This window comes from Stenotrophomonas sp. YJH_SMC_25, assembly GCF_059369595.1.
Genome location: NZ_JCAFSV010000002.1, coordinates 172,458 through 190,660 on the forward strand (window position 1 = coordinate 172,458; position 18,203 = coordinate 190,660).

At 66.4% G+C, this 18,203-nt stretch carries 23 protein-coding genes and 1 riboswitch; of the genes, 11 read left to right on the forward strand and 12 right to left on the reverse strand.

Annotated features, from left to right (window positions below; all coding sequences use genetic code 11):
* Nucleotides 1-83 precede the first annotated feature (83 nt).
* A riboswitch (TPP riboswitch) is annotated at nt 84-179 on the forward strand.
* A 71-nt stretch (nt 180-250) separates the two neighbouring features.
* Together AC5P7E_RS03770 and pnuC are read left to right on the forward strand one after the other, a co-directional pair.
* The gene (locus AC5P7E_RS03770; RefSeq protein WP_197596191.1) at nt 251-2,440 is read left to right on the forward strand and encodes a TonB-dependent receptor; all 2,190 of its coding nucleotides are present in this window, start codon (nt 251-253) and stop codon (nt 2,438-2,440) included.
* 8 nt (nt 2,441-2,448) lie between these two features.
* Entirely contained in the window at nt 2,449-3,018 is a 570-nt protein-coding gene (gene pnuC, locus AC5P7E_RS03775) for a nicotinamide riboside transporter PnuC (protein ID WP_114618814.1), read from the forward strand.
* Between the two features lie 104 nt (nt 3,019-3,122).
* Here the strand turns inward: pnuC and AC5P7E_RS03780 are convergent, their stop codons facing one another.
* The 5 genes from AC5P7E_RS03780 to AC5P7E_RS03800 all read right to left on the reverse strand — a co-directional run bounded on the left by AC5P7E_RS03780 (nt 3,123) and on the right by AC5P7E_RS03800 (nt 6,700).
* On the reverse strand, nt 3,123-3,539 hold the full coding sequence (locus AC5P7E_RS03780) for a hypothetical protein (protein WP_114618784.1): 417 nt from the start codon (nt 3,537-3,539) through the stop codon (nt 3,123-3,125).
* Between the two features lie 160 nt (nt 3,540-3,699).
* The gene (locus AC5P7E_RS03785; RefSeq protein ID WP_012478755.1) at nt 3,700-4,674 is read right to left on the reverse strand and encodes a Dyp-type peroxidase; all 975 of its coding nucleotides are present in this window, start codon (nt 4,672-4,674) and stop codon (nt 3,700-3,702) included.
* A 123-nt stretch (nt 4,675-4,797) separates the two neighbouring features.
* Nucleotides 4,798-5,166, reverse strand: coding sequence for a VOC family protein (locus AC5P7E_RS03790; RefSeq protein ID WP_114618783.1), 369 nt, complete (start codon nt 5,164-5,166; stop codon nt 4,798-4,800).
* 67 nt (nt 5,167-5,233) lie between these two features.
* The gene (locus AC5P7E_RS03795; protein WP_114618782.1) at nt 5,234-6,001 is read right to left on the reverse strand and encodes a helix-turn-helix transcriptional regulator; all 768 of its coding nucleotides are present in this window, start codon (nt 5,999-6,001) and stop codon (nt 5,234-5,236) included.
* A gap of 123 nt (nt 6,002-6,124) precedes the next feature.
* Entirely contained in the window at nt 6,125-6,700 is a 576-nt protein-coding gene (locus AC5P7E_RS03800; protein ID WP_005411880.1) for an OmpO family porin, read from the reverse strand.
* A 206-nt stretch (nt 6,701-6,906) separates the two neighbouring features.
* On the opposite strand from AC5P7E_RS03800, the gene AC5P7E_RS03805 reads away from it, so the two are divergent.
* From AC5P7E_RS03805 to AC5P7E_RS03815, 3 genes are all read left to right on the forward strand, one after another.
* Nucleotides 6,907-7,857: a DUF2268 domain-containing putative Zn-dependent protease gene (locus tag AC5P7E_RS03805; RefSeq protein ID WP_114618781.1), complete on the forward strand. Its 951-nt coding sequence runs from the start codon at nt 6,907-6,909 to the stop codon at nt 7,855-7,857.
* A gap of 214 nt (nt 7,858-8,071) precedes the next feature.
* On the forward strand, nt 8,072-8,344 hold the full coding sequence (locus AC5P7E_RS03810; protein ID WP_005407606.1) for a hypothetical protein: 273 nt from the start codon (nt 8,072-8,074) through the stop codon (nt 8,342-8,344).
* 157 nt (nt 8,345-8,501) lie between these two features.
* Complete coding sequence (locus AC5P7E_RS03815) at nt 8,502-9,194, forward strand: L,D-transpeptidase family protein (protein ID WP_114618780.1); 693 nt, start codon at nt 8,502-8,504, stop codon at nt 9,192-9,194.
* A gap of 34 nt (nt 9,195-9,228) precedes the next feature.
* Here AC5P7E_RS03815 and arsH read toward each other — a convergent pair whose 3' ends face one another.
* On the reverse strand, nt 9,229-9,957 hold the full coding sequence (gene arsH, locus AC5P7E_RS03820) for an arsenical resistance protein ArsH (protein WP_114618779.1): 729 nt from the start codon (nt 9,955-9,957) through the stop codon (nt 9,229-9,231).
* A 17-nt stretch (nt 9,958-9,974) separates the two neighbouring features.
* On the opposite strand from arsH, the gene AC5P7E_RS03825 reads away from it, so the two are divergent.
* From AC5P7E_RS03825 to AC5P7E_RS03840, 4 genes are all read left to right on the forward strand, one after another.
* On the forward strand, nt 9,975-10,304 hold the full coding sequence (locus AC5P7E_RS03825; protein WP_005411875.1) for an ArsR/SmtB family transcription factor: 330 nt from the start codon (nt 9,975-9,977) through the stop codon (nt 10,302-10,304).
* Nucleotides 10,305-10,341: 37 nt separating this feature from the next.
* On the forward strand, nt 10,342-10,845 hold the full coding sequence (locus AC5P7E_RS03830) for an arsenate reductase ArsC (RefSeq protein ID WP_114618778.1): 504 nt from the start codon (nt 10,342-10,344) through the stop codon (nt 10,843-10,845).
* A gap of 13 nt (nt 10,846-10,858) precedes the next feature.
* Nucleotides 10,859-11,890, forward strand: coding sequence for an ACR3 family arsenite efflux transporter (gene arsB / locus AC5P7E_RS03835; RefSeq protein WP_114618777.1), 1,032 nt, complete (start codon nt 10,859-10,861; stop codon nt 11,888-11,890).
* A gap of 480 nt (nt 11,891-12,370) precedes the next feature.
* Complete coding sequence (locus AC5P7E_RS03840; protein ID WP_114618776.1) at nt 12,371-12,745, forward strand: hypothetical protein; 375 nt, start codon at nt 12,371-12,373, stop codon at nt 12,743-12,745.
* Between the two features lie 60 nt (nt 12,746-12,805).
* Here AC5P7E_RS03840 and AC5P7E_RS03845 read toward each other — a convergent pair whose 3' ends face one another.
* The gene (locus AC5P7E_RS03845) at nt 12,806-13,480 is read right to left on the reverse strand and encodes an Ivy family c-type lysozyme inhibitor (RefSeq protein WP_114618775.1); all 675 of its coding nucleotides are present in this window, start codon (nt 13,478-13,480) and stop codon (nt 12,806-12,808) included.
* A 136-nt stretch (nt 13,481-13,616) separates the two neighbouring features.
* Here AC5P7E_RS03845 and AC5P7E_RS03850 point away from each other — a divergent pair, with 136 nt between their 5' ends.
* A complete protein-coding gene (locus AC5P7E_RS03850) occupies nt 13,617-14,072 on the forward strand; it encodes a YybH family protein (protein ID WP_043034939.1) in 456 nt (151 codons plus the stop codon).
* Between the two features lie 149 nt (nt 14,073-14,221).
* Here the strand turns inward: AC5P7E_RS03850 and AC5P7E_RS03855 are convergent, their stop codons facing one another.
* The 5 genes from AC5P7E_RS03855 to AC5P7E_RS03875 form a co-directional block, all read right to left on the reverse strand.
* Nucleotides 14,222-15,247, reverse strand: a complete 1,026-nt coding sequence (locus AC5P7E_RS03855) for an NAD(P)H-dependent glycerol-3-phosphate dehydrogenase (protein WP_005407597.1) — start codon at nt 15,245-15,247, stop codon at nt 14,222-14,224.
* 20 nt (nt 15,248-15,267) lie between these two features.
* Nucleotides 15,268-15,786: a protein-export chaperone SecB gene (gene secB / locus AC5P7E_RS03860; protein WP_005407596.1), complete on the reverse strand. Its 519-nt coding sequence runs from the start codon at nt 15,784-15,786 to the stop codon at nt 15,268-15,270.
* Between the two features lie 99 nt (nt 15,787-15,885).
* A complete protein-coding gene (locus AC5P7E_RS03865) occupies nt 15,886-16,323 on the reverse strand; it encodes a rhodanese-like domain-containing protein (protein WP_005411869.1) in 438 nt (145 codons plus the stop codon).
* Nucleotides 16,324-16,380: 57 nt separating this feature from the next.
* Nucleotides 16,381-16,806 (reverse strand): hypothetical protein, encoded by a 426-nt coding sequence (locus tag AC5P7E_RS03870; protein ID WP_005407594.1) that lies wholly within the window; start codon nt 16,804-16,806, stop codon nt 16,381-16,383.
* A gap of 32 nt (nt 16,807-16,838) precedes the next feature.
* The gene (locus AC5P7E_RS03875; protein WP_005407593.1) at nt 16,839-17,306 is read right to left on the reverse strand and encodes a YiiD C-terminal domain-containing protein; all 468 of its coding nucleotides are present in this window, start codon (nt 17,304-17,306) and stop codon (nt 16,839-16,841) included.
* A 35-nt stretch (nt 17,307-17,341) separates the two neighbouring features.
* On the opposite strand from AC5P7E_RS03875, the gene AC5P7E_RS03880 reads away from it, so the two are divergent.
* Nucleotides 17,342-18,151 carry a uroporphyrinogen-III synthase gene (locus AC5P7E_RS03880; RefSeq protein WP_049452643.1) on the forward strand — a complete coding sequence of 270 codons (810 nt, stop codon included), beginning with the start codon at nt 17,342-17,344 and terminating at the stop codon, nt 18,149-18,151.
* Nucleotides 18,152-18,203: the final 52 nt, after the last annotated feature.

Sequence of the window (18,203 nt, forward strand, 5' to 3'; positions counted from 1 at the left end):
GAAAGGGATCTGACCCCGCAGCCTGGACCCCGCAGCCTGAAGGACGCCGGCTCGCAAATCCGTACCATTTGTAGTGAAATGGTCACCTGAAGCGGGGGTGCCTGGATCTGCCAGGCTGAGAGAGTCCCTTGGAACCTGATCCGGTTTGCACCGGCGTAGGGAGCTTTGAGCCGCAGCCACACCCCCATCATGGGCCCTGTGCACCTGCGCGCCGTCGCTTCGTCTCCCTTGTTGTCCGAAGACGAACCGAATGAACCGCTGCCTGCGCCCCACCCTGCTCTCCCTCGCCCTCTGCGCTGCGCTGCCACTGCACGCCAGCGAGGCCGATGCGTCCCCTGATGCGGCTGCCACCGGCGCCGAGCGCTCGCCCACCGAACTGGCGGCGGTACGCGTGCAGGCCGGCAAGCCGAAGGCCGATACCTCACACGTGAACGCCTTCGGTGGCGGCAGCTGGAAGGACACGCCGGCCTCGGTGAACGTGCTTGAGCGCGATTACCTGGACCGTCGCCAGGTGCGTTCGCTGTCCGAGCTGGCCAGCAACGATGCCTCGCTGGGTGATGCGTATGCGCCGGTGGGTTACTACCAGAACGTCGCCATCCGTGGCTTTGCCCTGGACGCCGCCACCGGCTACCGCTTCAACGGCCTGTCCATCGCCGGCGAACAGCGCCTGGCGCTGGAGAACGTGCAGTCGGTGGAGATCCTCAAGGGTGAAGCCGGCCTGGCCGCAGGCGTGATGGCGCCGGGCGGCATCATCAACTACATCGGCAAGCGCCCGGCCGAAGTGCGCACCGCCACGCTCAGTACCGATTCGGAAGGCTCGCGCTACGTCGCCGTCGATGTCGGCCACTGGATCACCCCGCGTTTCGGCCTGCGCCTGAATGCCGCATGGGATTCCAGCAACTCCTATGTCGAGCACGCCGACGGTCGCCGCAACTTCTACTCGCTGGCCGCCGACTGGCTGATTGGCGAGCGCGGCAAGCTGGAAGTGGATGCCAACTACCAGACCAGCTCGCAGCGTTCGGTGTCCGGCTACCAACTGCTGGGCGCACGCGACCTGCCGCGTGGCGTCGACCGCGAACACCTGCTGGGTTACCAGCCGTGGCAGCGCCCGGTGGATATCGCCAGCACCAACATCACCGTGCTGCATACTTACGACTTCAACGAGGCCTGGCAGTCGCGCGTCTCGGTCGGCCACAGCCGTTCGGTGATCGATGACAACGTCGCTTTCGCCTACGGCTGCTACTACGCCGTGCAGTGCGCCGATGGCAGCGTGCCGGGCAACTACTTCGCGCCCAACGGCGACTACGACGTCTACGACTACCGCAGCCCGGACGACACCCGCCGCAACCAGCAGGCCCGTGCCGAGCTGCGTGGCCGCTTCGAGACCGGCAGCGTCGGCCATGAGCTGACCGTCGGTGCCGACTACTTCCGCCGCACCGTGGACAAGCGCCCGAGCGTCAACGAGTACGTCGGCACCAGCAACATCCACGAAGCACCGGTGCCGGTATTCGCGCCGTCGCCGAAGATGCCGGGACCGTCCGCACGTCGCCTGGACAGCCGCCAGACCGCGTTCTTCGCGCTGGACCGGATGAGCTTCGGCGATGACTGGCAGTGGCTGGCCGGTGGCCGCTTCGTGCGCCTCGATGAGCGCGCCTACGACAAGCGTGGCACCCCGCAGCGGCACAGCCGCTTGTCGCGCTTCCTGCCGCAGACCGCGGTGGTGTGGAAGGCCACCGACCAGCTCAATGCCTATGCCAGCTACGTGCGCGGCATTTCGCTGGGCCAGGAAGCGCCGTTCTGGACCAGCAACGCCGACACCTTCCTGCCGTCCGTGCAGTCGCGGCAGCTGGAAGTGGGCGTGAAGTACGTGCCGGTCGAAGCGCTGACCCTGGGCGCGGCCGTGTTCCGCATTTCGCAGCCGTACCAGTACGCCAGGCCAGACAGCAGCGACGTCGGCTACACCTTCGTCGAGGAAGGCACGCAGACCCACACCGGCCTGGAGCTGACCGCCAACGGCCAGCTGACCGACGCACTGCAGATCGTGGCCAGCGCCAGCGTGCTGCAGGCGCGCGCGCGCGACACCGGCACCCCGGCCTATGAAGGCCATCAGCTGGTGAACGTGCCGAAGGTGCGCGCCAGCGTGCACCTGGCCTATGCGCTCCCGTTCGTGCAGGGCCTGGATGTGACCGGCGGCTGGCGCTATGCCGGTGCCAACGTGGCCCGCGCCGACGGCGGCGTACGCGCACCGGACTACTCGGTGTTCGATGCCGGCCTGCGTTTCCAGCATCGCCTGCACGAACGCGCGGTGACCTGGAACCTGTCGGTGGACAACGTGTTCAACCGCTTCTACTGGCGCGATACCGGCAGCAGCGGCGGTGACTACTACCTGTTCCCCGGCGCACCGCGACAGGCCCGCCTGTCGGTGACGTTCGCGCTGTGAGCGGCGTGATGCTCGAGTGGACCGCCGCACTGTGCAGCATCCTCGGCGTCTGGCTGATGGCCCGGCGCCGGCTGGCGGCGTGGCCGGTGGGCCTGCTGTCGGTGGCGCTGTATGGCCTGGTGTTCGCCGAGGCCAAGCTGTACTCGGACACCCTGCTGCAGATCGCCTTCGGTGGTTTCCTGGTCTATGGCTGGCTCAACTGGCGACAGCATGCCGCCGATGAGGGCAGCATCCGCATCGTGCCGCTGGCACGCGGCACGCTGCTGCGCGACCTGGCCATCGGCCTGTCCGGTGGCGTGGCGCTGGGTGCAGCCATGCACAGCTTCACCGACGCTGCCCTGCCGTGGTTGGATGCGCTGCTGACCGGTCTGAGCCTGGTCGGGCAATGGTGGCAGGCCCGCCGCCACGTGGCCTGCTGGTGGGTGTGGATCGCAGTGGACGTGGTCTATGTGGGTGCGTACCTGTTCAAGTCGCTGCACGTGACCGCCGCGCTGTACGTGTTCTTCCTCGGCCTGGCCGTGTTCGGCCTGCGCGCATGGAGCGCCGCCGCTCGCGAGCCACAGGTGGCAACGCAGTAGAGCCACGCCATGCGTGGCTGGGCTACCGGTAGTCGCCAACCTTGGTTGGCGTGCGTGCCGACCAAGGTCGGCATCTACCCAGAACATCCACGCATGGCGTGGATCTACTGGGTAAGCACCAAACCCAGCCGCAGCGGCTGGCGCATGTCGGCCGGTGGCGCGGCCTGCAGGGGTGCACTCTGCAGGGTCGCGCGCAGGTCGGCGTCGACCTGGGCATCGCCCAGGCTGTCGAATTCCAGCTTCGAGATGCGGCCATCCGCCGCGATCCACACGCTCACCGGTAGCGGCGTGGGTGCGTCCGGATGTGCCTGCAGCCATTCCAGCACGCGCTGCGCCTGCGGGTCCTGCTCCTGCTGCAGGCGCTGCTGCAGCAGCCCCCCCACGGCGGCGGCATAGGCCATCCAGTGTGCAGGGGCTTCCTGCGCGGAAACGCTGGCACTCCCCAGTGCCAACGCGCCGAACAACGCGGCCAGTGGCCGCCACCAGCGGCGTGCACCGGTTGTGTTCCTTGCCATCGCCATCGCCCGCCCCTGCGCTCTCATCCAACGGCTGATGGTCGGCGCGGTAGATGACAGGCAGATGGCGGCACAGTAGAGCCACGCCATGCGTGGCGTGGCGTGGCGTGGCGTGGATCTACTGGAACAGAGCGGCCAGTAGCATGCGCAAGGACGAGAGCCGCGATCAGTCGCCCAGGTCGGCCAGCACCTTGCGCGAGGGCGCGAAGAAGGTCACGCCGGTGGTGGCGGTGGAGAAATCAAGGATGCGGTCATGCAGCGGTGCGGGATTACCGATGAACATGCGCTCGAGCATCTTCTCGATCACCCACAGGCGGCGCGTGTAGCCGATGAAGTAGGTGCCGTACTCGCCGCGACCCGGGTTGGCGAACGGCATGTTGTCGCGCAGGATCTCGTGCTCGCCGTCGGCATCCTCGATGGTGCACAGCGTCTTGTGCGACTTCTGCGCATCGGCCGGCGCATCGTCCAGCTCGATGTTGTCGTGCTTGGTGCGGCCGATGATCGCTTCCTGCGCTTCGGTCTTCTGCGCGCGCCAGGCATCGAGGTTGTGCAGGTACTTCTGCACCACCACGTAACTGCCGCCGGCATGCTCCGGGTCTTCCTCGCCCACGATGGTGGCTTCCGGCAGTGACAGCCCTTCCGGGTTGGCGGTGCCGTCAACGAAATCGAGCAGGTCGCGGCCATCGAAATAGCGGAAGCCGGCCACGTCATCGACCGTCTCCACCGCATCGCCAAAGGCCATCAGCAGGTTGCGCTCGAACGCCACGATCAGATCCATCGTGCGTGCACGGATGTGGTACAGCAGGTCGCCCGGCGTGGACACAGCGGTATGGGTCGCGCCCTTGATCTCGCGGAACGGCTGCAACTCGCGCGGCGGCGTGGTGCCCACCAGCGGCTGCCACACGCGGTGGCCGATGGCCACGTTGCAGGTGAAGGTGCGTTCGATCTCGCGGATGGCGGTGTTCTTGATCAGGTCGTCGGTGCTGGCCAGCACCTCGCGTGCCTTGGCGATCGACGCCTCGTCATCCTTCACCTTCAGCACCAGGAACGCCGCCGAATGGGTCAGTGGCGCGGTGATCTGCTGCGGCTCGTTGTCGAGCGTGTGGTTGACGGCGGTGATCGGTGCGGGCTGGGAGTTCACGGCGGTTCCTGCTGGCTTGAGGCGGGCGCATCGCGTGTGGCGATGTGCGGGCGATCATAGCGGAACCGCCTGACCGGGGACGGAGCGGTTCTCGTTCCGTCCACCGGCGAAGCTACGAAGGCCTCAGTCCACATCACTCCAGACCGCCAGTTCGTAGCCATCCAGATCGCGGAAGTGGAAGCGGCGACCACCCGGGAAGGCGAACACCGCCTGCACCACCTCGCCACCGGCGGCGATCACGCGTTGCTGTGCATCGGCCAGGTCCGCGCAGTAGAGGATCACCAGCGGCCCCCCGTGGGCACGCACCGCCGCGTCGGCCACGAAGCCACCTTTCAGACGGCCGTCGTCGAACTCGGTGTAGGCCGGGCCATAGTCGGTGAAATGCCAGCCGAACACCTCGCCGTAGAAGCGCTTGCTACGGTCAATGTCGGCGACGTTGAATTCGATGTTGTCGATGCGGCGTTCGGCATCGTGGGGCGCGGCAGGATTCATGGCGTGGCTCCGTGGTGGGAGCCCAGCATCGATCAATGCAGCACAGTGGTCTTGAACAAAACGGCCATCATTGTCCCCACTCCAGGCGCAGCTCGCTGGCGGTCATGCCCGCCAGTTCACGCGCCTCGCGGCTGAGATGGGCTTGGTCGGCATAGCCGGCATCAGCGGCCAGCATCGCCAACGAATGCAGTGGCAGCGCGCGACTCTGGCGCAGGAAACGTTGCAGCCGCAGGATCCGCTCCAGCGTCTTGGCGCCGTAGCCGAACTGCGACTGGCTGAAACGCCGCAGGCTGCGCGGGCTCAGGCCCAGGTGCGCCGCCAGCGTATCCAGCGTGGCATTACCCGCGGCGAGCGCCTGGAACAGGACATGGGCGCGCTGCGCCGGCATATCGAGCGCGGCCGCACCCATGTGCTGTTGCAGGCAGTGCGCCATTCGCTGCAGGCGCTGTGCAGGCGCGGTGTCGCCGATGGAGGCCGCCGCCTTGTTCGCCCACGCGCCCGTCAGGTCGGCCAGTGGCACGGCCTGGCCGATGATCCCGGCCAAGGGCAGGCCCAGCGCGGCCAATGCCTGGCCGGGACGGAAGCGTGCGCCCAGCACCTGCGCACCGGGTGCCAGCGCCGGGTGCGCGGCCACGCGGTCCGGGCCGACGACGAACAGCGCACCGTCGCGCCAGAGGATATCCACGCAGCCATCGGGCAATACGGTGATGTGCCCATCGGCATCGGCAGGAAGCTGGCTCTGCCACAGCTGGCCAAATTGGCCGCGCAGCGGCGCAGGCGCCAGATGCTCCTGGTAGGTCGTGCCGGTGCCTGCAAGAGAGGAAGGGGCGCCCATGCCGCATTGTGGCGCCACGGGGCCCATAAAAGTGAAGCCCGGCGCGAGGCCGGGCTTCGGTTGGCGTGTGGGAGAGAGAGAGAGTCACACGCCAGCACAACACGCACTAACGACAGGCGTTTGTTACCAGGTGAAGCGCGGGCCCACGAACCACTCGCGGTCGCCGGCCTTGGCCAGCTTCACTTCGCCACTCAGGCCCCAGTTCTGGTTGAACTTGGCGGTGGCGCCGACACGGCCATAGAACTCGCCGTCCGGGTTGATGCCGTGCTTCTTGGTGTAGTCCTCGTAGCCGGCCATCACGTAGCCTTCCACGTACGGGTTGAACGCGGTGCGCACGCCAACTTCGGTCGAGTAGCCGTTGAAGTCCAGGCCATGCTTCATGTCGAACTTCTGGTACGCAACGCGAGCCACCAGGTCGGTGTTCGGTGCGATGCCGTAGTTGTAGCCGGCGCCGATGCGCCACTGGTCGACGTCATTCTTGAACTTGTCGGTCTCCTGCGCGCTGTAGTCGCCGAAGATGTGGAAGTTCGGGTGCACCGCCACCGAACCCTTCACCTTCCAGCCGTCGGCGTCGCCGCCCTTGGCATCGGTGTTCACGTAGCCGCCTTCAACATAGTTGTACGACAGGCCATCGGTTGCCGATGCAGCGAACGGCAGAGCAGCCAGAAGACCCAGGGCGAGCAGCGAATTCTTGTTCATCGGGACACACCTTTAATTATTTTGGTTTCGTCGGCCGCCTCCCGGGAGGGGGAGAGAGAAGAGGCGGTCGACAGGTGTGAATTATCCGTTAGGGGGTCTAATCAACCCTGAATATTGAACTGACTGGTGTATAAATAAGGCTGGCGTTCAGGGAACTCCGCATGGGACCGCTGTCGGCTTCTTGCGCGCACCACGCTCGATGCTTGATGCGGTCACTGATCCTGATCGCCTCGCCGGTTGCGCTGCCGCAGGCACAGGCGGCTGAGCGCATCGTTGCTACCGGGCACATCGTCGTACAGACAGACGATGTCACGCGCTTCTTCAAGGTGCTGGACGCCAACCAAGGGCGCCCAAGCGCCGATGATCTGCAACACGGCTATCTGGATGCGGGTACGGATGCCCTGCGCAGCTTCACCGACCGCCGTATCGGCTCGATGGAGCGGCTGGCCAGGGCCATCCAGGACAAGCCGGCATTGTTTGCGAAAGCGAGAACCTGCGCGACCGCATTGCCATCGATCCGCACGCGCGTCGCCGCTGCCGTCGATCGACTTGGCGCCCTGTTGCCGTCTGCGCGCTTTCCCCCGGTCACCGTACTGGTGGGCCGCGGCAACAGTGGTGGCGTGACTACCGAAGCGGGTGTGGTCATCGGACTGGAAGCACTGTGCAACGCCGACTGGATGCAGACCGACGTAGGTGACCGCTTCGTGCATCTGATCGCGCATGAGTATGTGCACGTGCAACAGCCCGGTGCACGCGTGGACATCGAGCAGCCCACCCTGCTCTATCAGACCCTGCTGGAAGGGGGCGCCGAATACGTGGCCGAACGGATCTCCGGGCAACCGGCCAACGCGCATCTGCAGCGTTGGACACAGGGTCGCGAGTGTGCGCTGGAGCGCGCGTTCCTGCAGGACAGCACGGGTACCGATCTTTCGAGGTGGCTGTACAACGGTCCCGGCGACGATGCGCGCCGCGGAGATCTCGGCTACTGGATCGGCTATCGCATCGCCCATGCCTACGTTGCGCGCGCGGCCGACACGCGCAGCGGCGTCGCCGAACTGCTGGATGTCCAGCCTGGGAACGCTGCAGCGCTGCTGGAAGCAAGTGGATGGCAACCTGCGTGCGGAGCAGGCGGAAGCACGCAGACGCGCATGCCGTGATGCCGGCTTCATGCAGGTGAATGGGTAACGTTTAACAGGCGCAAGGCGCCCCGCCGATGCAGATCAGTTCGCTTGATCCCGCTTGTTAAGGTTTGTTGATCTACAGGCCTTCACAGCCCATCCACGTACTCAAATTCCAGCTGAAAGCACGGGCTAGCGCCGGGAACAAACGCCGCTATATTCCAGCTTCCCCAGACGAAGGAGGGAGTTGGAAATGAAACTGACCAAGCAGCACATCAACGCAGCACGCGCCATCACCGTCGCCATCGTGGCCACCGTAAGCCTCGGCGCTTGCGCCACCTACAAGGACGAGTTCGCAACCATCAACTCGCGCCTCGATCAGCTCGACGTAAAGGTGCAGGGCGCTGCCCAGAGTGCCGAGTCCGCCAACCAGTCGGCGCAGCAGGCCAACCAGCGTCTGGACCAGATCGAAGGCCGCGTACAGCAGCTTGAAAGGGCACCGGCCGGTCGCAAGCCGCGCGGCTGATAGCTCCCTCATCCTTTGAATTGATCCACCTCTGTATCGGGAACCAGTGGCCTTCGCCGGCCACTGGCATCCTTCCACCCAGGATTGCATTGCAAGGAGCCGTCCCATTCGTACCTCCTCCTCCCCTGAACGCCGCGTCCTCCATGCCGCACTGGCGATGGCACTGGTCGTTGCGTGTAGCGGCGCAGCCAGCGCCAAGGGCAAGGACAAGGAAGCGCCTGAACAGCGAATTGCCGCCGTTGATGAACTTCCACCCGACCAGAGCGTGTCCGAAACAGTGATCGAGCTGGCCGGCTGGGTGGTTGCCAGCAAGGACAACCAGGGCTACCCGTTCGCAATCATGGACAAGGCCGCCGCGCAGGTCCTGATCTTCGGCGGCGACGGTAAGCTGCGCGGCGCGGCACCGGCGCTGTTCGGTTCGGCCATCGGTGATCACTCGGCCCCTGGTGTTGCCAAGCTCGCACTGAGCGCGATTCCCGGCCATGACCGCACCACCCCTGCCGGCCGTTTCATTGGTGGCTACGGCCCCTCCGACGATGCCGGGCGCGTGCTGTGGGTGGACTACGATTCCGCCGTCTCGATGCACCCGCTGCCGCCAGGCACCCCGAAAGAGAAACGCGCCCAACGGCTGGCAACGCCGACGCCGGACGACAACCGCGTCACCCACGGCTGCATCAACGTCTCGCCCGCGTTCTACGAGCAGATCGTGCAGTCCACGTTCGAGAAGGGCGGTGTGTTCTACATCCTGCCGGACAAGGATTCGATCGCGGAGACGTTCCCGGAGTTCGCGCAGAGCCGTGGCGATGCGAAGGACGAAGACGAGAAAGGCGCGCGGCGCGCAAGCAAGTAGAAGTCGGTAGTGGAAAGCGTTTGCGTACCGGAAGTCAGGAAGCCGCAGCGCCCGCCGCCCGCACCAATGCAGCGGCATGCGCATCGCCCTTCCTCTCGCTGTAACGGTCCACCAGGTAGTCCGTCCTGCCACGCGTCAGCAGCGTGAACTTCACCAGCTCTTCCATCACATCCACCACCCGATCGTAGTACGGCGAGGGTTTCATCCGGCCGTCGTCATCGAATTCCTGCCAGGCCTTGGCCACCGACGACTGATTGGGGATGGTCAGCATGCGCATCCAACGGCCGAGCACGCGCAACGTGTTGACCGTATTGAACGACTGCGAGCCGCCACTCACCTGCAGCAGCGCCAGCGTCCTGCCCTGCGTGGCCCGCACGCTGCCATCTTCCAGCGGCAACCAGTCAATCTGGTTCTTGAACACGCCGGTGACCGTGCCATGCCGCTCGGGGCTGACCCAGACCTGGCCTTCCGACCACTGCGACCATTCGCGCAGTCGCTGCACTTCAGGGTGGTGCGGGTGCACGCTGTCCAGCATGGGCAGCGCATGCGGATCGAACACGCGGGTCTCGCACCCCAGGTGACGCAACAATCGCTCGGCTTCCAGCGCCAGCTTGCGACTGAACGACTGCGGCCGAAGCGAGCCGTAGAGCAGGAGGATGCGTGGCGGTCCAGGATCAGCCGCGGCGAGCTGGTGGTGATCGGGCTGGGGCAGCGAGGCGTCTACCAGATTCGGTAGATGAGGGCTTGTGATGGGCTTATTCATTCGATTATTCTAGAAATATGGAAACGTTGAATGCAATTGCTGCCCTGACTGCCCTGGGCCATGCCACCCGCCTGGCTGCCTTCCGCCTGCTGGTGGAGGCTGGCCCGGCAGGTCGCATGGCGGGCGACATCGCCACGGCCCTGCAGGTCCCCCCAGCCACGCTCAGCTTCCACCTGAAGGAGCTGGTGCAGGCCGGCCTGGTGGAGAGCGAAAGCCAGGGTCGCCATGTCTGCTACCGCGCCAACTTCAATGCGATGAACGGCTTGATCGAGTACCTGACGCACAACTGCTGCGCGGGCTCGCCAACCGAGCAATGCATGCCCACGGCGCCCGCCTGCAAGGGCTGACCCCACACAGATCCTCTCCACTCAAGGCAATTGCTCCATGACCCGCAATGTCCTGTTCCTCTGTACCGGCAACAGCGCCCGCAGCGTGCTGGCCGAAGCCACCCTGCGTGCATGGGGCGGCGATCGCTTCACCGCCTTCAGTGCCGGCAGCCAGCCCACCGGCCAGGTCAATCCGTTCGCGCTGGCACAACTGCATGCCGAAGGAATGCCCATTGAAGGGCTGCGCAGCAAGTCGTGGGATGAGTTCGTGGATGCGGCACCGATGGATCTGGTGATCACCGTGTGTGATGCAGCCGCAGCGGAAGCCTGCCCTGTGGTGTTCGGTGACTTCGTCCGCAGCCACTGGGGCCTGCCCGATCCGGCCGCCGTGGCAGGCAGCGATGCCGACAAGACCGCAGCCTTCGCGCTGGCCCATGCCATCGTGAAGGCGCGGCTGCGTGCGCTGCTCACACTGCCTGCATCATTGTGGTCCGACCGCGAGACGCTGCGGCACGCGCTGGACCAGATCGGCCAGTTGTTGCCGGCCGACGGCGCGCAGTAACGGTGCCACTGCCATGAGCCTGTTCGAGCGGCACCTGACCCTGTGGGTTGTGCTGTGCATTGCGGTCGGCACGCTGCTGGGCCACGTCCTACCCGGTGCCTTCGCGGTGCTGGCCTCCGCCGAAGTCGCCAAGGTCAACCTGCCGGTTGCCGCGCTGATCTGGCTGATGATCATCCCGATGCTGCTGAAGGTCGACTTCCGCGCGATGCGCCAGTTGCAGCAGCACTGGAAGGGCATCGGGGTAACACTGTTCATCAACTGGGCGGTCAAGCCGTTCTCGATGGCGCTGCTGGGCTGGCTGTTCCTGCGCCATGCCTTCGCGGACTGGCTGCCCGCAGCACAGATCGACAGCTACATCGCCGGTTTGATCCTGCTGGCGGCCGCGCCCTGCACTGCCATGGTGTTCGTCTGGAGCAACCTGTGCCGCGGCGATGCCAACTTCACCCTGAGCCAGGTGGCGTTGAACGACGCGATCATGGTGGTTGCCTACGCGCCGGTGGTTGCACTGCTGCTGGGCCTGTCGGCGATCACCGTGCCCTGGGATACGCTGCTGCTGTCGGTGGGCCTCTACATCGTGGTGCCGGTGCTGGTGGCGGCGTTGCTGCGGCACTGGATCCTTTCTTACAGTGGCGAAGCGGGCCTGCAACTCGCGCTTCGAAGGCTGGGGCCGCTGTCCCTGTCCGCGCTGCTGCTGACGCTGGTGGTGCTGTTCGGGTTCCAGGGCCAGCAGATCGTGAAGCAACCGCTGGTGATTGCGTTGATTGCAGTGCCGATCCTGATCCAGGTCTACTTCACTTCAGGCCTGGCCTACCTGCTCAACCGCCGCTTGGGCGTGGCGCATTGCGTGGCCGGCCCGTCAGCGCTGATCGGGGCCAGCAACTTCTTCGAGCTGGCTGTGGCCACAGCGGTGGGACTGTTCGGCGTGCACTCGGGAGCGGCGCTGGCCACCGTGGTGGGTGTGCTGATCGAGGTACCGGTCATGCTGTCCGTGGTGCGGATCGTGAACCGTACACAAGCCTGGTACGAGAGACGCGAAGAGCACTGACAGATCAAAGTGTGTGGGAATCGATTTACGTTCTTCGCCCCGCACTGTCGTCATCGACTTGGTGGGGTGCCCGTACGCCACGTCATCAACTTCGACCCATGTCGCATATTCCCCATGCCGCTACGGCCGTTGCGGCGCCTGCGTCTGCGACAGCTTAACAGCGTGCAAAAATGCCAAAAGCGTCTTTGATCAAGCGTTGAATGCAACTGTTCTGATTGGCACCGCGCAGCAGCACGCGTACAGATGACGTGCCATCGAAAAAGGATGGCCGGGCTTCGAAAACCCGTGCGCTTGTTTGACAACGCTTGCCCGCCGGCGTCACCCCTCGTGGCGCCGGCGGACAATCCGTCTGCCGGCTATGGCGGGCGGAGCGTGGAGGCCCTGTGCCTGCCGGTTTCAACAAGCGCCCGGTTTTCGAGCCACGTCTCCGCCCGCCACCTTTGCGTGGCGGCTGCCGTCTGTCCTGCACGGAGCATTGCCATGAGCACACCCGAATCCTCCCGACTACGCACGCAGTACGTGCCCGCCAGCGCGGACGCGCCTTCGGAAGCACTGCACCCGCACGATCCGCACGGTTTCATCGCCACGCTCGACCGCATCGGCAAGGGCGCGGCCGCCGACGGCCAGCCCTGGCCCGAACGTCATCAGATGCCAGGGCGCCGCATGGCGCTGGCCGACGCGGACTGTGCGTTGGCCGGGCTGCGCGTGGCGCTGGAAATGCTGCTGGCTGCCGAGCGCGTGCGCCAGAACGGACCCGACGAGGAGTACGTGGGCGACCGCGTGATGGAGGGCCTGATGATGGCCAGCCTGTCGCTGGCCGCACAGGTCAGCGCACGCATGCGGCCGGAAGGGTAATACGGGGAACAACGCACACTGCAGCGCCGTGCGCGGCCCGGCGCTGCGGCGCGCGCCACATCACTCGCAGAGCGCGCTGTCTTCCTTCAACGCGGCATCCTGCAGTGGTTGGCGCTGTTCGATCTGCGCACGCTGTTCCGCCGTCGGCTCGCCCAGCCACCACACACGGCAGCGCGCGGTAAGACGGCCGACCAGCTTCGACTGATCGGGCGAGTACAACATCGCCAACGCGGTGCCAGGGCAGTCGTGGGCCTGGCAGGCGGTGTAGAACCACCACGGCTCACCCTGCAGCACTACCAGTTCGCCAGGACCGCTGGGCCCGCTCAACAGGCGTTCGCGCAGCGATGGAATCTCCTTGTCAGCGGATTCGGCTGCGGCCGTGTTCTTCATCAGGGCGTTGAACGCGGCCAGCACCTTCGGATCCTTGCGGCCGCAGTCGTCCACGGTATTGCCGCCCACCAGGGTGAAGAAATGCGTCGCCAGCGGGTTGTCCGCGCAGGTGAGTTCCCCGCCGGCGCTCGGGTCTTCCGGTTCGCCTTCGTTGTCCCACACCGAGGGGTCCACACCGTCTTCGGCGGACGGTTCCTTCTCGACCACCGTCGCCGCGGCGGCCGGTGCTTCGGCGGTCGGTGCCGGCGCCACAGCAGGTGCAGTCTCGCCAGTCTTCTCCGGTGCCTGTCCGCAGGCTGCCAGCAGCGCGGCCATCATCGCCATCCCTGTGATTCGCATCTTCATTCCGTGTCCTTGTCTGATCTGCGCTGCGTCCGCCGAATCGGCGGCCGCGTGATTCTAACCAGCGGCGCGCTAGGATGCGTCTGAAGCCTTCCCATCATCGCCAGGGCCTGGACGCATGCGCCGCACACGACTCGCCATGATCTTCTGCAGTGCCCTGCTGATGGCATCGCCGGCAATTGCCCACGATGCAGAAGGCGCGAAGCCCGCACAGCCGCTTCCCGATATCGCGCTGCCCGCACCGCTGGACCGTGTACTGCGCGACTACGAGCAGGCGTGGCGCACGGGTGATGCCAAGGCATTGGGTGCGCTGTTCGCCGAGGATGGCTTTGTGCTGCAGAGCAACCAGCCGCCGGTGCGAGGCCGCAGTGCGATCGAGGCCGCGTATGCCGGCCAGGGCAGCAGTCCGTTGCGGCTGCGTGCCTTGGCGTATGCGGTGGAGGGGAATACGGGCTACATCATTGGTGCGTACAGCTACGGCAACAACGTGGGCGATACCGGCAAGTTCACGCTCACGTTGAAGCGCGTGGGGGATGGGCCGTGGCTGATCTTTTCGGACATGGACAACACCAGCGCGCCGCCACGGGCGCGGTGATCGGCGTTGCAGTAGATCCACGCCATGCGTGGATATGCAGCGCGCGTGATGCCAAGCAAGCTTGGCACCCACCAAAGCCTGTCTCCCGTCCGGCACCCGCGTGTACTCCCTGATGAAAAAACCCCGGCACGTAGCCGGGGTTTTTCGATTCACTTGAACAGCGTGTCCGGGTATTCCGGTTTCTGTTCCCGCGCCAGCAATGCGCGCAGGCCTTCTTCCGGCGTCTGCTCGCCATGCAGCACGGCACGCACGCGGTCGGAGATCGGCAGGTCGATGCCATGGCGGCGCGCCTGTCGCATCACTTCGTCGGCGGTCTGCACCGATTCGACCACCTGGCCGATTTCGCGCACGGCATCCTGCAGCGTCTGGCCACGGCCCAGGGCCAGGCCCAGGCGGCGGTTGCGCGACAGGTCGCCGGTGCAGGTCAGCACCAGATCGCCCAGGCCCGCCAGGCCCATCAGCGTTTCCGGCTTGGCACCGATGGCAGCGGCCAGGCGCAGCATCTCGTTGAGGCCACGGGTGATCAGGCCGGCACGGGCGTTGAGGCCCAGCTGCATGCCATCGGCCACGCCGGTGGCCACGGCCAGCACGTTCTTCATCGCGCCGCCCAGCTCGGCACCGACCATGTCGTCGCCGGTATAGGCGCGGAACGCCGGGCCATGCATCGCCTCGGCCACCGTCTGCGCGAACTCGGGCACGTCGCCGTGCACGGTGATCGCGGTCGGCAGGCCCTGGGTGACTTCCTTGGCGAACGACGGCCCGGTGACGACGGCCAGCGGCACGTCCTCACCCAGCACTTCGCGCGCCACTTCATGCAGGAAGCGGCCCGAACCGGGTTCGAAGCCCTTGGTGGCCCAGGCCACGCCGGCACCGGCCGGGCGCAGCGGCGCCAGCGCACGCACGGTTTCGCCGAAGGCATGCGAGGGGGTCACCACCAGGATCCAGGCCGCGCCCTCCACCGCCGACGCCAGGTCGGTGGTGGCACGCAGGCTGTCCGGCAGCGGGATGCCCGGCAGGTAACGCGGGTTCTCGTGGCGCTGGTCGATGGCTTCGACCACGGCAGCATCGCGCCCCCACAGCACGGTCGGATGACCGTGCCGTGCGAGCAGGCTGGCCAGCGCGGTTCCCCAGGAACCGGCGCCAAGCACGGCGATCTTGTCAGCGGTAGTGCTCATCCGTGACGTCGCGGCAGGAATCAGGCGTTGCCAGCCGGCTCGGAGTCAGCCAGCGACGGTGCGTCGCCCTGCTCCTGGCGCTGGCGCAGGGTTTCTGCGTACAGGCCTTCGAAGTTGATCGGCTGCAGGAAGAACGGCGGGAAGCCGCCAGCCTGGATCAGGTCGCTGATCAGCTGGCGCACGTACGGGAACAGGATATTCGGGCACTGGGTGCCGAGCAGCACGTCGATCGACTGCGGGTCCAGGCCGACCAGGCCGAACACGCCGGCCTGCTTCACTTCGGCCACGTAGGCGGTGCGCTCACCGGCCTGGCAGGTCAGGGTCACGGCCAGCACGACTTCGAAGGCGTTCTCACCCAGGCGCTGCACCTGCTGGTTCAGGTTCAGCTGCAGCTCCGGCTGCACCTGGTCATTGAAGATGGTCGGGGCGTTCGGCGACTCGAAGGAAACGTCCTTGACGTAGATCTTCTCGACGGTGAAAGCGGGGCCGGTGGCGGCATCGACCGGCGCAGCAGCGCCGTTGGTGATCTCTTCGGACATTTCCAGTAACTCCAATGAATGCAATGAAAACGATGGTCGAATTACTGCGATGGGGGCGGGATCAGGCCCATACAAGGCCGGATCCGCCACCTGCGGCAATCAGTTGCGGCCCTTGACCAGCGGCAGCTCGGCCTGCTGCCAGGCGGGAATGCCGCCGTCGAGCACGTAGACCTTCTCGAAGCCGGCCTTCTTCAGCGCCTTGGCGGCGGTTTCCGAGGCGTTGCCGCTGCGGCACACCAGCACCACCGGCGACTGCTTGGCGTTGGCCACCAGCTTGTGGTCCGGGCCGAAGGCACTGGCCTGGGCGTTGCGGCTGCCGGCAATGTGGCCCTTCTCGAAGTCCCCGCTGGCCGACAGGTCGACCACCACCGTGCCGCCCGCGTTCATCAGCTGGGTCAGTTCGGCGGGCTTGATGCCCTTGAAGCCCCGGAACAGGCGGCGGATCTCGGTGACGATGATGGCCACGGTCAGGCCGACCAGGGCCGCGGACAGCATCGGGTTTCGGCCTGCAAAGGCCAGCAACTCTTCGTAATTCACTCAGGTCACGGGTCGATTAAGCGGGCGCCGATTGTCGCACAAGCCGGACGCGGCCCGTCACTGCCCCTTCCACAGGTCCGGCAGGCCGGCGGTCTGCCACCAGCGCTTGGCCTCCGGATCCCAGCGCCAGCGCTCGACCACCATCACGGTGCGTTCGGCCTGCGTGTTCTGGTTGATCACCCCGATTTCGACCCGGCGCTCGACCAGGCCGCCTTCCAGCGCCGCGCTGCTGCGCTCGCGGTAGGACGACACGCGCAGCTGCGCGTAGCGGTTGAGCTCGAACTCGGTGGGCGGCTTTTCCTTGCGCAGCTTGGGATCCAGATAGCCGATGGCATCGTCCATGCTGCCCCAGCGGATGGTGGCGCCGTAGGCGATCTGGGTCTCTTCCAGCAGCTTGCGCTGCTTGCGGCTCAGGTCGTCGGCCGAAGCCACGGCACTGACCAGCAGCAGGGAACACATCAGGAACTGGATGAGGCGGCGCATCGGTGGTTTCCCCAGAACGTCAGCCTGCCATCCTACCCTTTGGCGAAGGCAACAAAGCGACCGCTGAACTCGGCGGCAGGCTTGCCATCGGCACCGGGTTGGGTGGCGATGATGCTGATGCGGGCCTTGCGGCGCTGGCGGAAGGTGTTCAGGAAGGCGTCCCAGCCGGTGGCCTCGGCCGCTTCGGCGTGGGCGTGCAGGTCTTCGTAGACCGGGGCCAGGTAGCGCAGGTTGCTGTCGGCCACGTAGACCTCGGCATCGTGGCCGGCCAGGCGCAGGCGCAGGCTGACCAGCGCCCAGCCGGACAGGGTCAGCACCGAGGCCAGGCTGCCACCGAAGGCGTTGCCCTTGTCGTTGACGTTGGCGGCCAACGGCGCGGTGATGCGCAGCACGCCGTCGGCATAGCCGTCGAGCTGGATCTGCATGGCGCGCACCGCCGGCATGCAGTCCAGCACGTCCTGCAGGGCGGCCAGCGAGGAAGTCAGAGCATCAACGGACATCGGAGCAGAGACCACGACAACGAAGGGCCCGCATAATGCAGGCAATGGCCGACCATACGATACCCACTGGCGCCGCCGGTTCCGACGCGGGCTGGACCCTGGTTTCACTGCGCCCGCAGGGCCAGCATGTGGCGCTGCGCCGCGCCGTTGCTGGGCTGGGCGGGCATGTGCTGGCCCTTTCGCCGTGGCGCCTGCAGCGCCTGAAGGGCACGCCAGTGGTGCGCCAGCTGCAACGCGCGCTGAACTGCGATCGGGTGGTGTTCACCAGCCCGGCCGCCGTTGCCGCAGCCGCGTCCCTGCTGCCACTGGCCGAGGCGCAACGCAGCCCGTGGCTGACCGTGGGCGAAGGCACCGCGCGCGCACTGCGGGCGCAGGGCGTCGGCGAGGTGCATGCACCGCAGCGGATGGACAGCGAGGGCCTGCTGGCGCTGCCGGTGCTGGCCGAGGTGCAGGGCCTGCGCATCGGACTGGTCACCGCCCCCGGCGGACGCGGCCTGATTGCTGCCCACCTGCAGGCCGCAGGCGCCACGATCGAACGTGCCGATGTCTACCAGCGCCGCCTGCTGCGCCTGTCGCCCCGCACGCTGGCTCGATTGGCGCATTCAGCGCAGCCGTGGGTGCTGGCGGTGAGCAGTGGTGAGGCGTTGCTGCATTTCTGGCAGCAGCTTCCGCCGGCATTGCAGCAACGCCTGCAGGCCCAGGCCACCGTCGTCGTGGCCAGCGAACGGCTGGGCGATCAGGCGCATGCACTGGGGCTGCAGCGCGTGGTGCGCGCGGCCGGGCCCACCACGGCACAGCTGGTGGCCGCTGCACACGCCATGCTCACCGTCCCGGCAGCGACCTGAACAGGGACGTGGGTCACGCTTGCCGCTGTGGTCGGCAACAGTGATGCTGTGC

What these genes read in the sequence shown, in the direction of transcription:
- AC5P7E_RS03770 (WP_197596191.1), top strand. Translation starts at nt 251, where the DNA reads ATGAACCGCTGCCTGCGCCCCACCCTGCTCTCCCTCGCCCTCTGCGCT.
- pnuC (WP_114618814.1), top strand. Translation starts at nt 2,449, where the DNA reads ATGCTCGAGTGGACCGCCGCACTGTGCAGCATCCTCGGCGTCTGGCTG.
- AC5P7E_RS03780 (WP_114618784.1), bottom strand. Translation starts at nt 3,539, where the DNA reads ATGGCGATGGCAAGGAACACAACCGGTGCACGCCGCTGGTGGCGGCCA.
- AC5P7E_RS03790 (WP_114618783.1), bottom strand. Translation starts at nt 5,166, where the DNA reads ATGAATCCTGCCGCGCCCCACGATGCCGAACGCCGCATCGACAACATC.
- AC5P7E_RS03795 (WP_114618782.1), bottom strand. Translation starts at nt 6,001, where the DNA reads ATGGGCGCCCCTTCCTCTCTTGCAGGCACCGGCACGACCTACCAGGAG.
- AC5P7E_RS03800 (WP_005411880.1), bottom strand. Translation starts at nt 6,700, where the DNA reads ATGAACAAGAATTCGCTGCTCGCCCTGGGTCTTCTGGCTGCTCTGCCG.
- AC5P7E_RS03805 (WP_114618781.1), top strand. Translation starts at nt 6,907, where the DNA reads ATGCGGTCACTGATCCTGATCGCCTCGCCGGTTGCGCTGCCGCAGGCA.
- AC5P7E_RS03810 (WP_005407606.1), top strand. Translation starts at nt 8,072, where the DNA reads ATGAAACTGACCAAGCAGCACATCAACGCAGCACGCGCCATCACCGTC.
- AC5P7E_RS03815 (WP_114618780.1), top strand. Translation starts at nt 8,502, where the DNA reads ATGGCACTGGTCGTTGCGTGTAGCGGCGCAGCCAGCGCCAAGGGCAAG.
- arsH (WP_114618779.1), bottom strand. Translation starts at nt 9,957, where the DNA reads ATGAATAAGCCCATCACAAGCCCTCATCTACCGAATCTGGTAGACGCC.
- AC5P7E_RS03825 (WP_005411875.1), top strand. Translation starts at nt 9,975, where the DNA reads ATGGAAACGTTGAATGCAATTGCTGCCCTGACTGCCCTGGGCCATGCC.
- AC5P7E_RS03830 (WP_114618778.1), top strand. Translation starts at nt 10,342, where the DNA reads ATGACCCGCAATGTCCTGTTCCTCTGTACCGGCAACAGCGCCCGCAGC.
- arsB (WP_114618777.1), top strand. Translation starts at nt 10,859, where the DNA reads ATGAGCCTGTTCGAGCGGCACCTGACCCTGTGGGTTGTGCTGTGCATT.
- AC5P7E_RS03840 (WP_114618776.1), top strand. Translation starts at nt 12,371, where the DNA reads ATGAGCACACCCGAATCCTCCCGACTACGCACGCAGTACGTGCCCGCC.
- AC5P7E_RS03845 (WP_114618775.1), bottom strand. Translation starts at nt 13,480, where the DNA reads ATGAAGATGCGAATCACAGGGATGGCGATGATGGCCGCGCTGCTGGCA.
- AC5P7E_RS03850 (WP_043034939.1), top strand. Translation starts at nt 13,617, where the DNA reads ATGATCTTCTGCAGTGCCCTGCTGATGGCATCGCCGGCAATTGCCCAC.
- AC5P7E_RS03855 (WP_005407597.1), bottom strand. Translation starts at nt 15,247, where the DNA reads ATGAGCACTACCGCTGACAAGATCGCCGTGCTTGGCGCCGGTTCCTGG.
- secB (WP_005407596.1), bottom strand. Translation starts at nt 15,786, where the DNA reads ATGTCCGAAGAGATCACCAACGGCGCTGCTGCGCCGGTCGATGCCGCC.
- AC5P7E_RS03870 (WP_005407594.1), bottom strand. Translation starts at nt 16,806, where the DNA reads ATGCGCCGCCTCATCCAGTTCCTGATGTGTTCCCTGCTGCTGGTCAGT.
- AC5P7E_RS03875 (WP_005407593.1), bottom strand. Translation starts at nt 17,306, where the DNA reads ATGTCCGTTGATGCTCTGACTTCCTCGCTGGCCGCCCTGCAGGACGTG.
- AC5P7E_RS03880 (WP_049452643.1), top strand. Translation starts at nt 17,342, where the DNA reads ATGCAGGCAATGGCCGACCATACGATACCCACTGGCGCCGCCGGTTCC.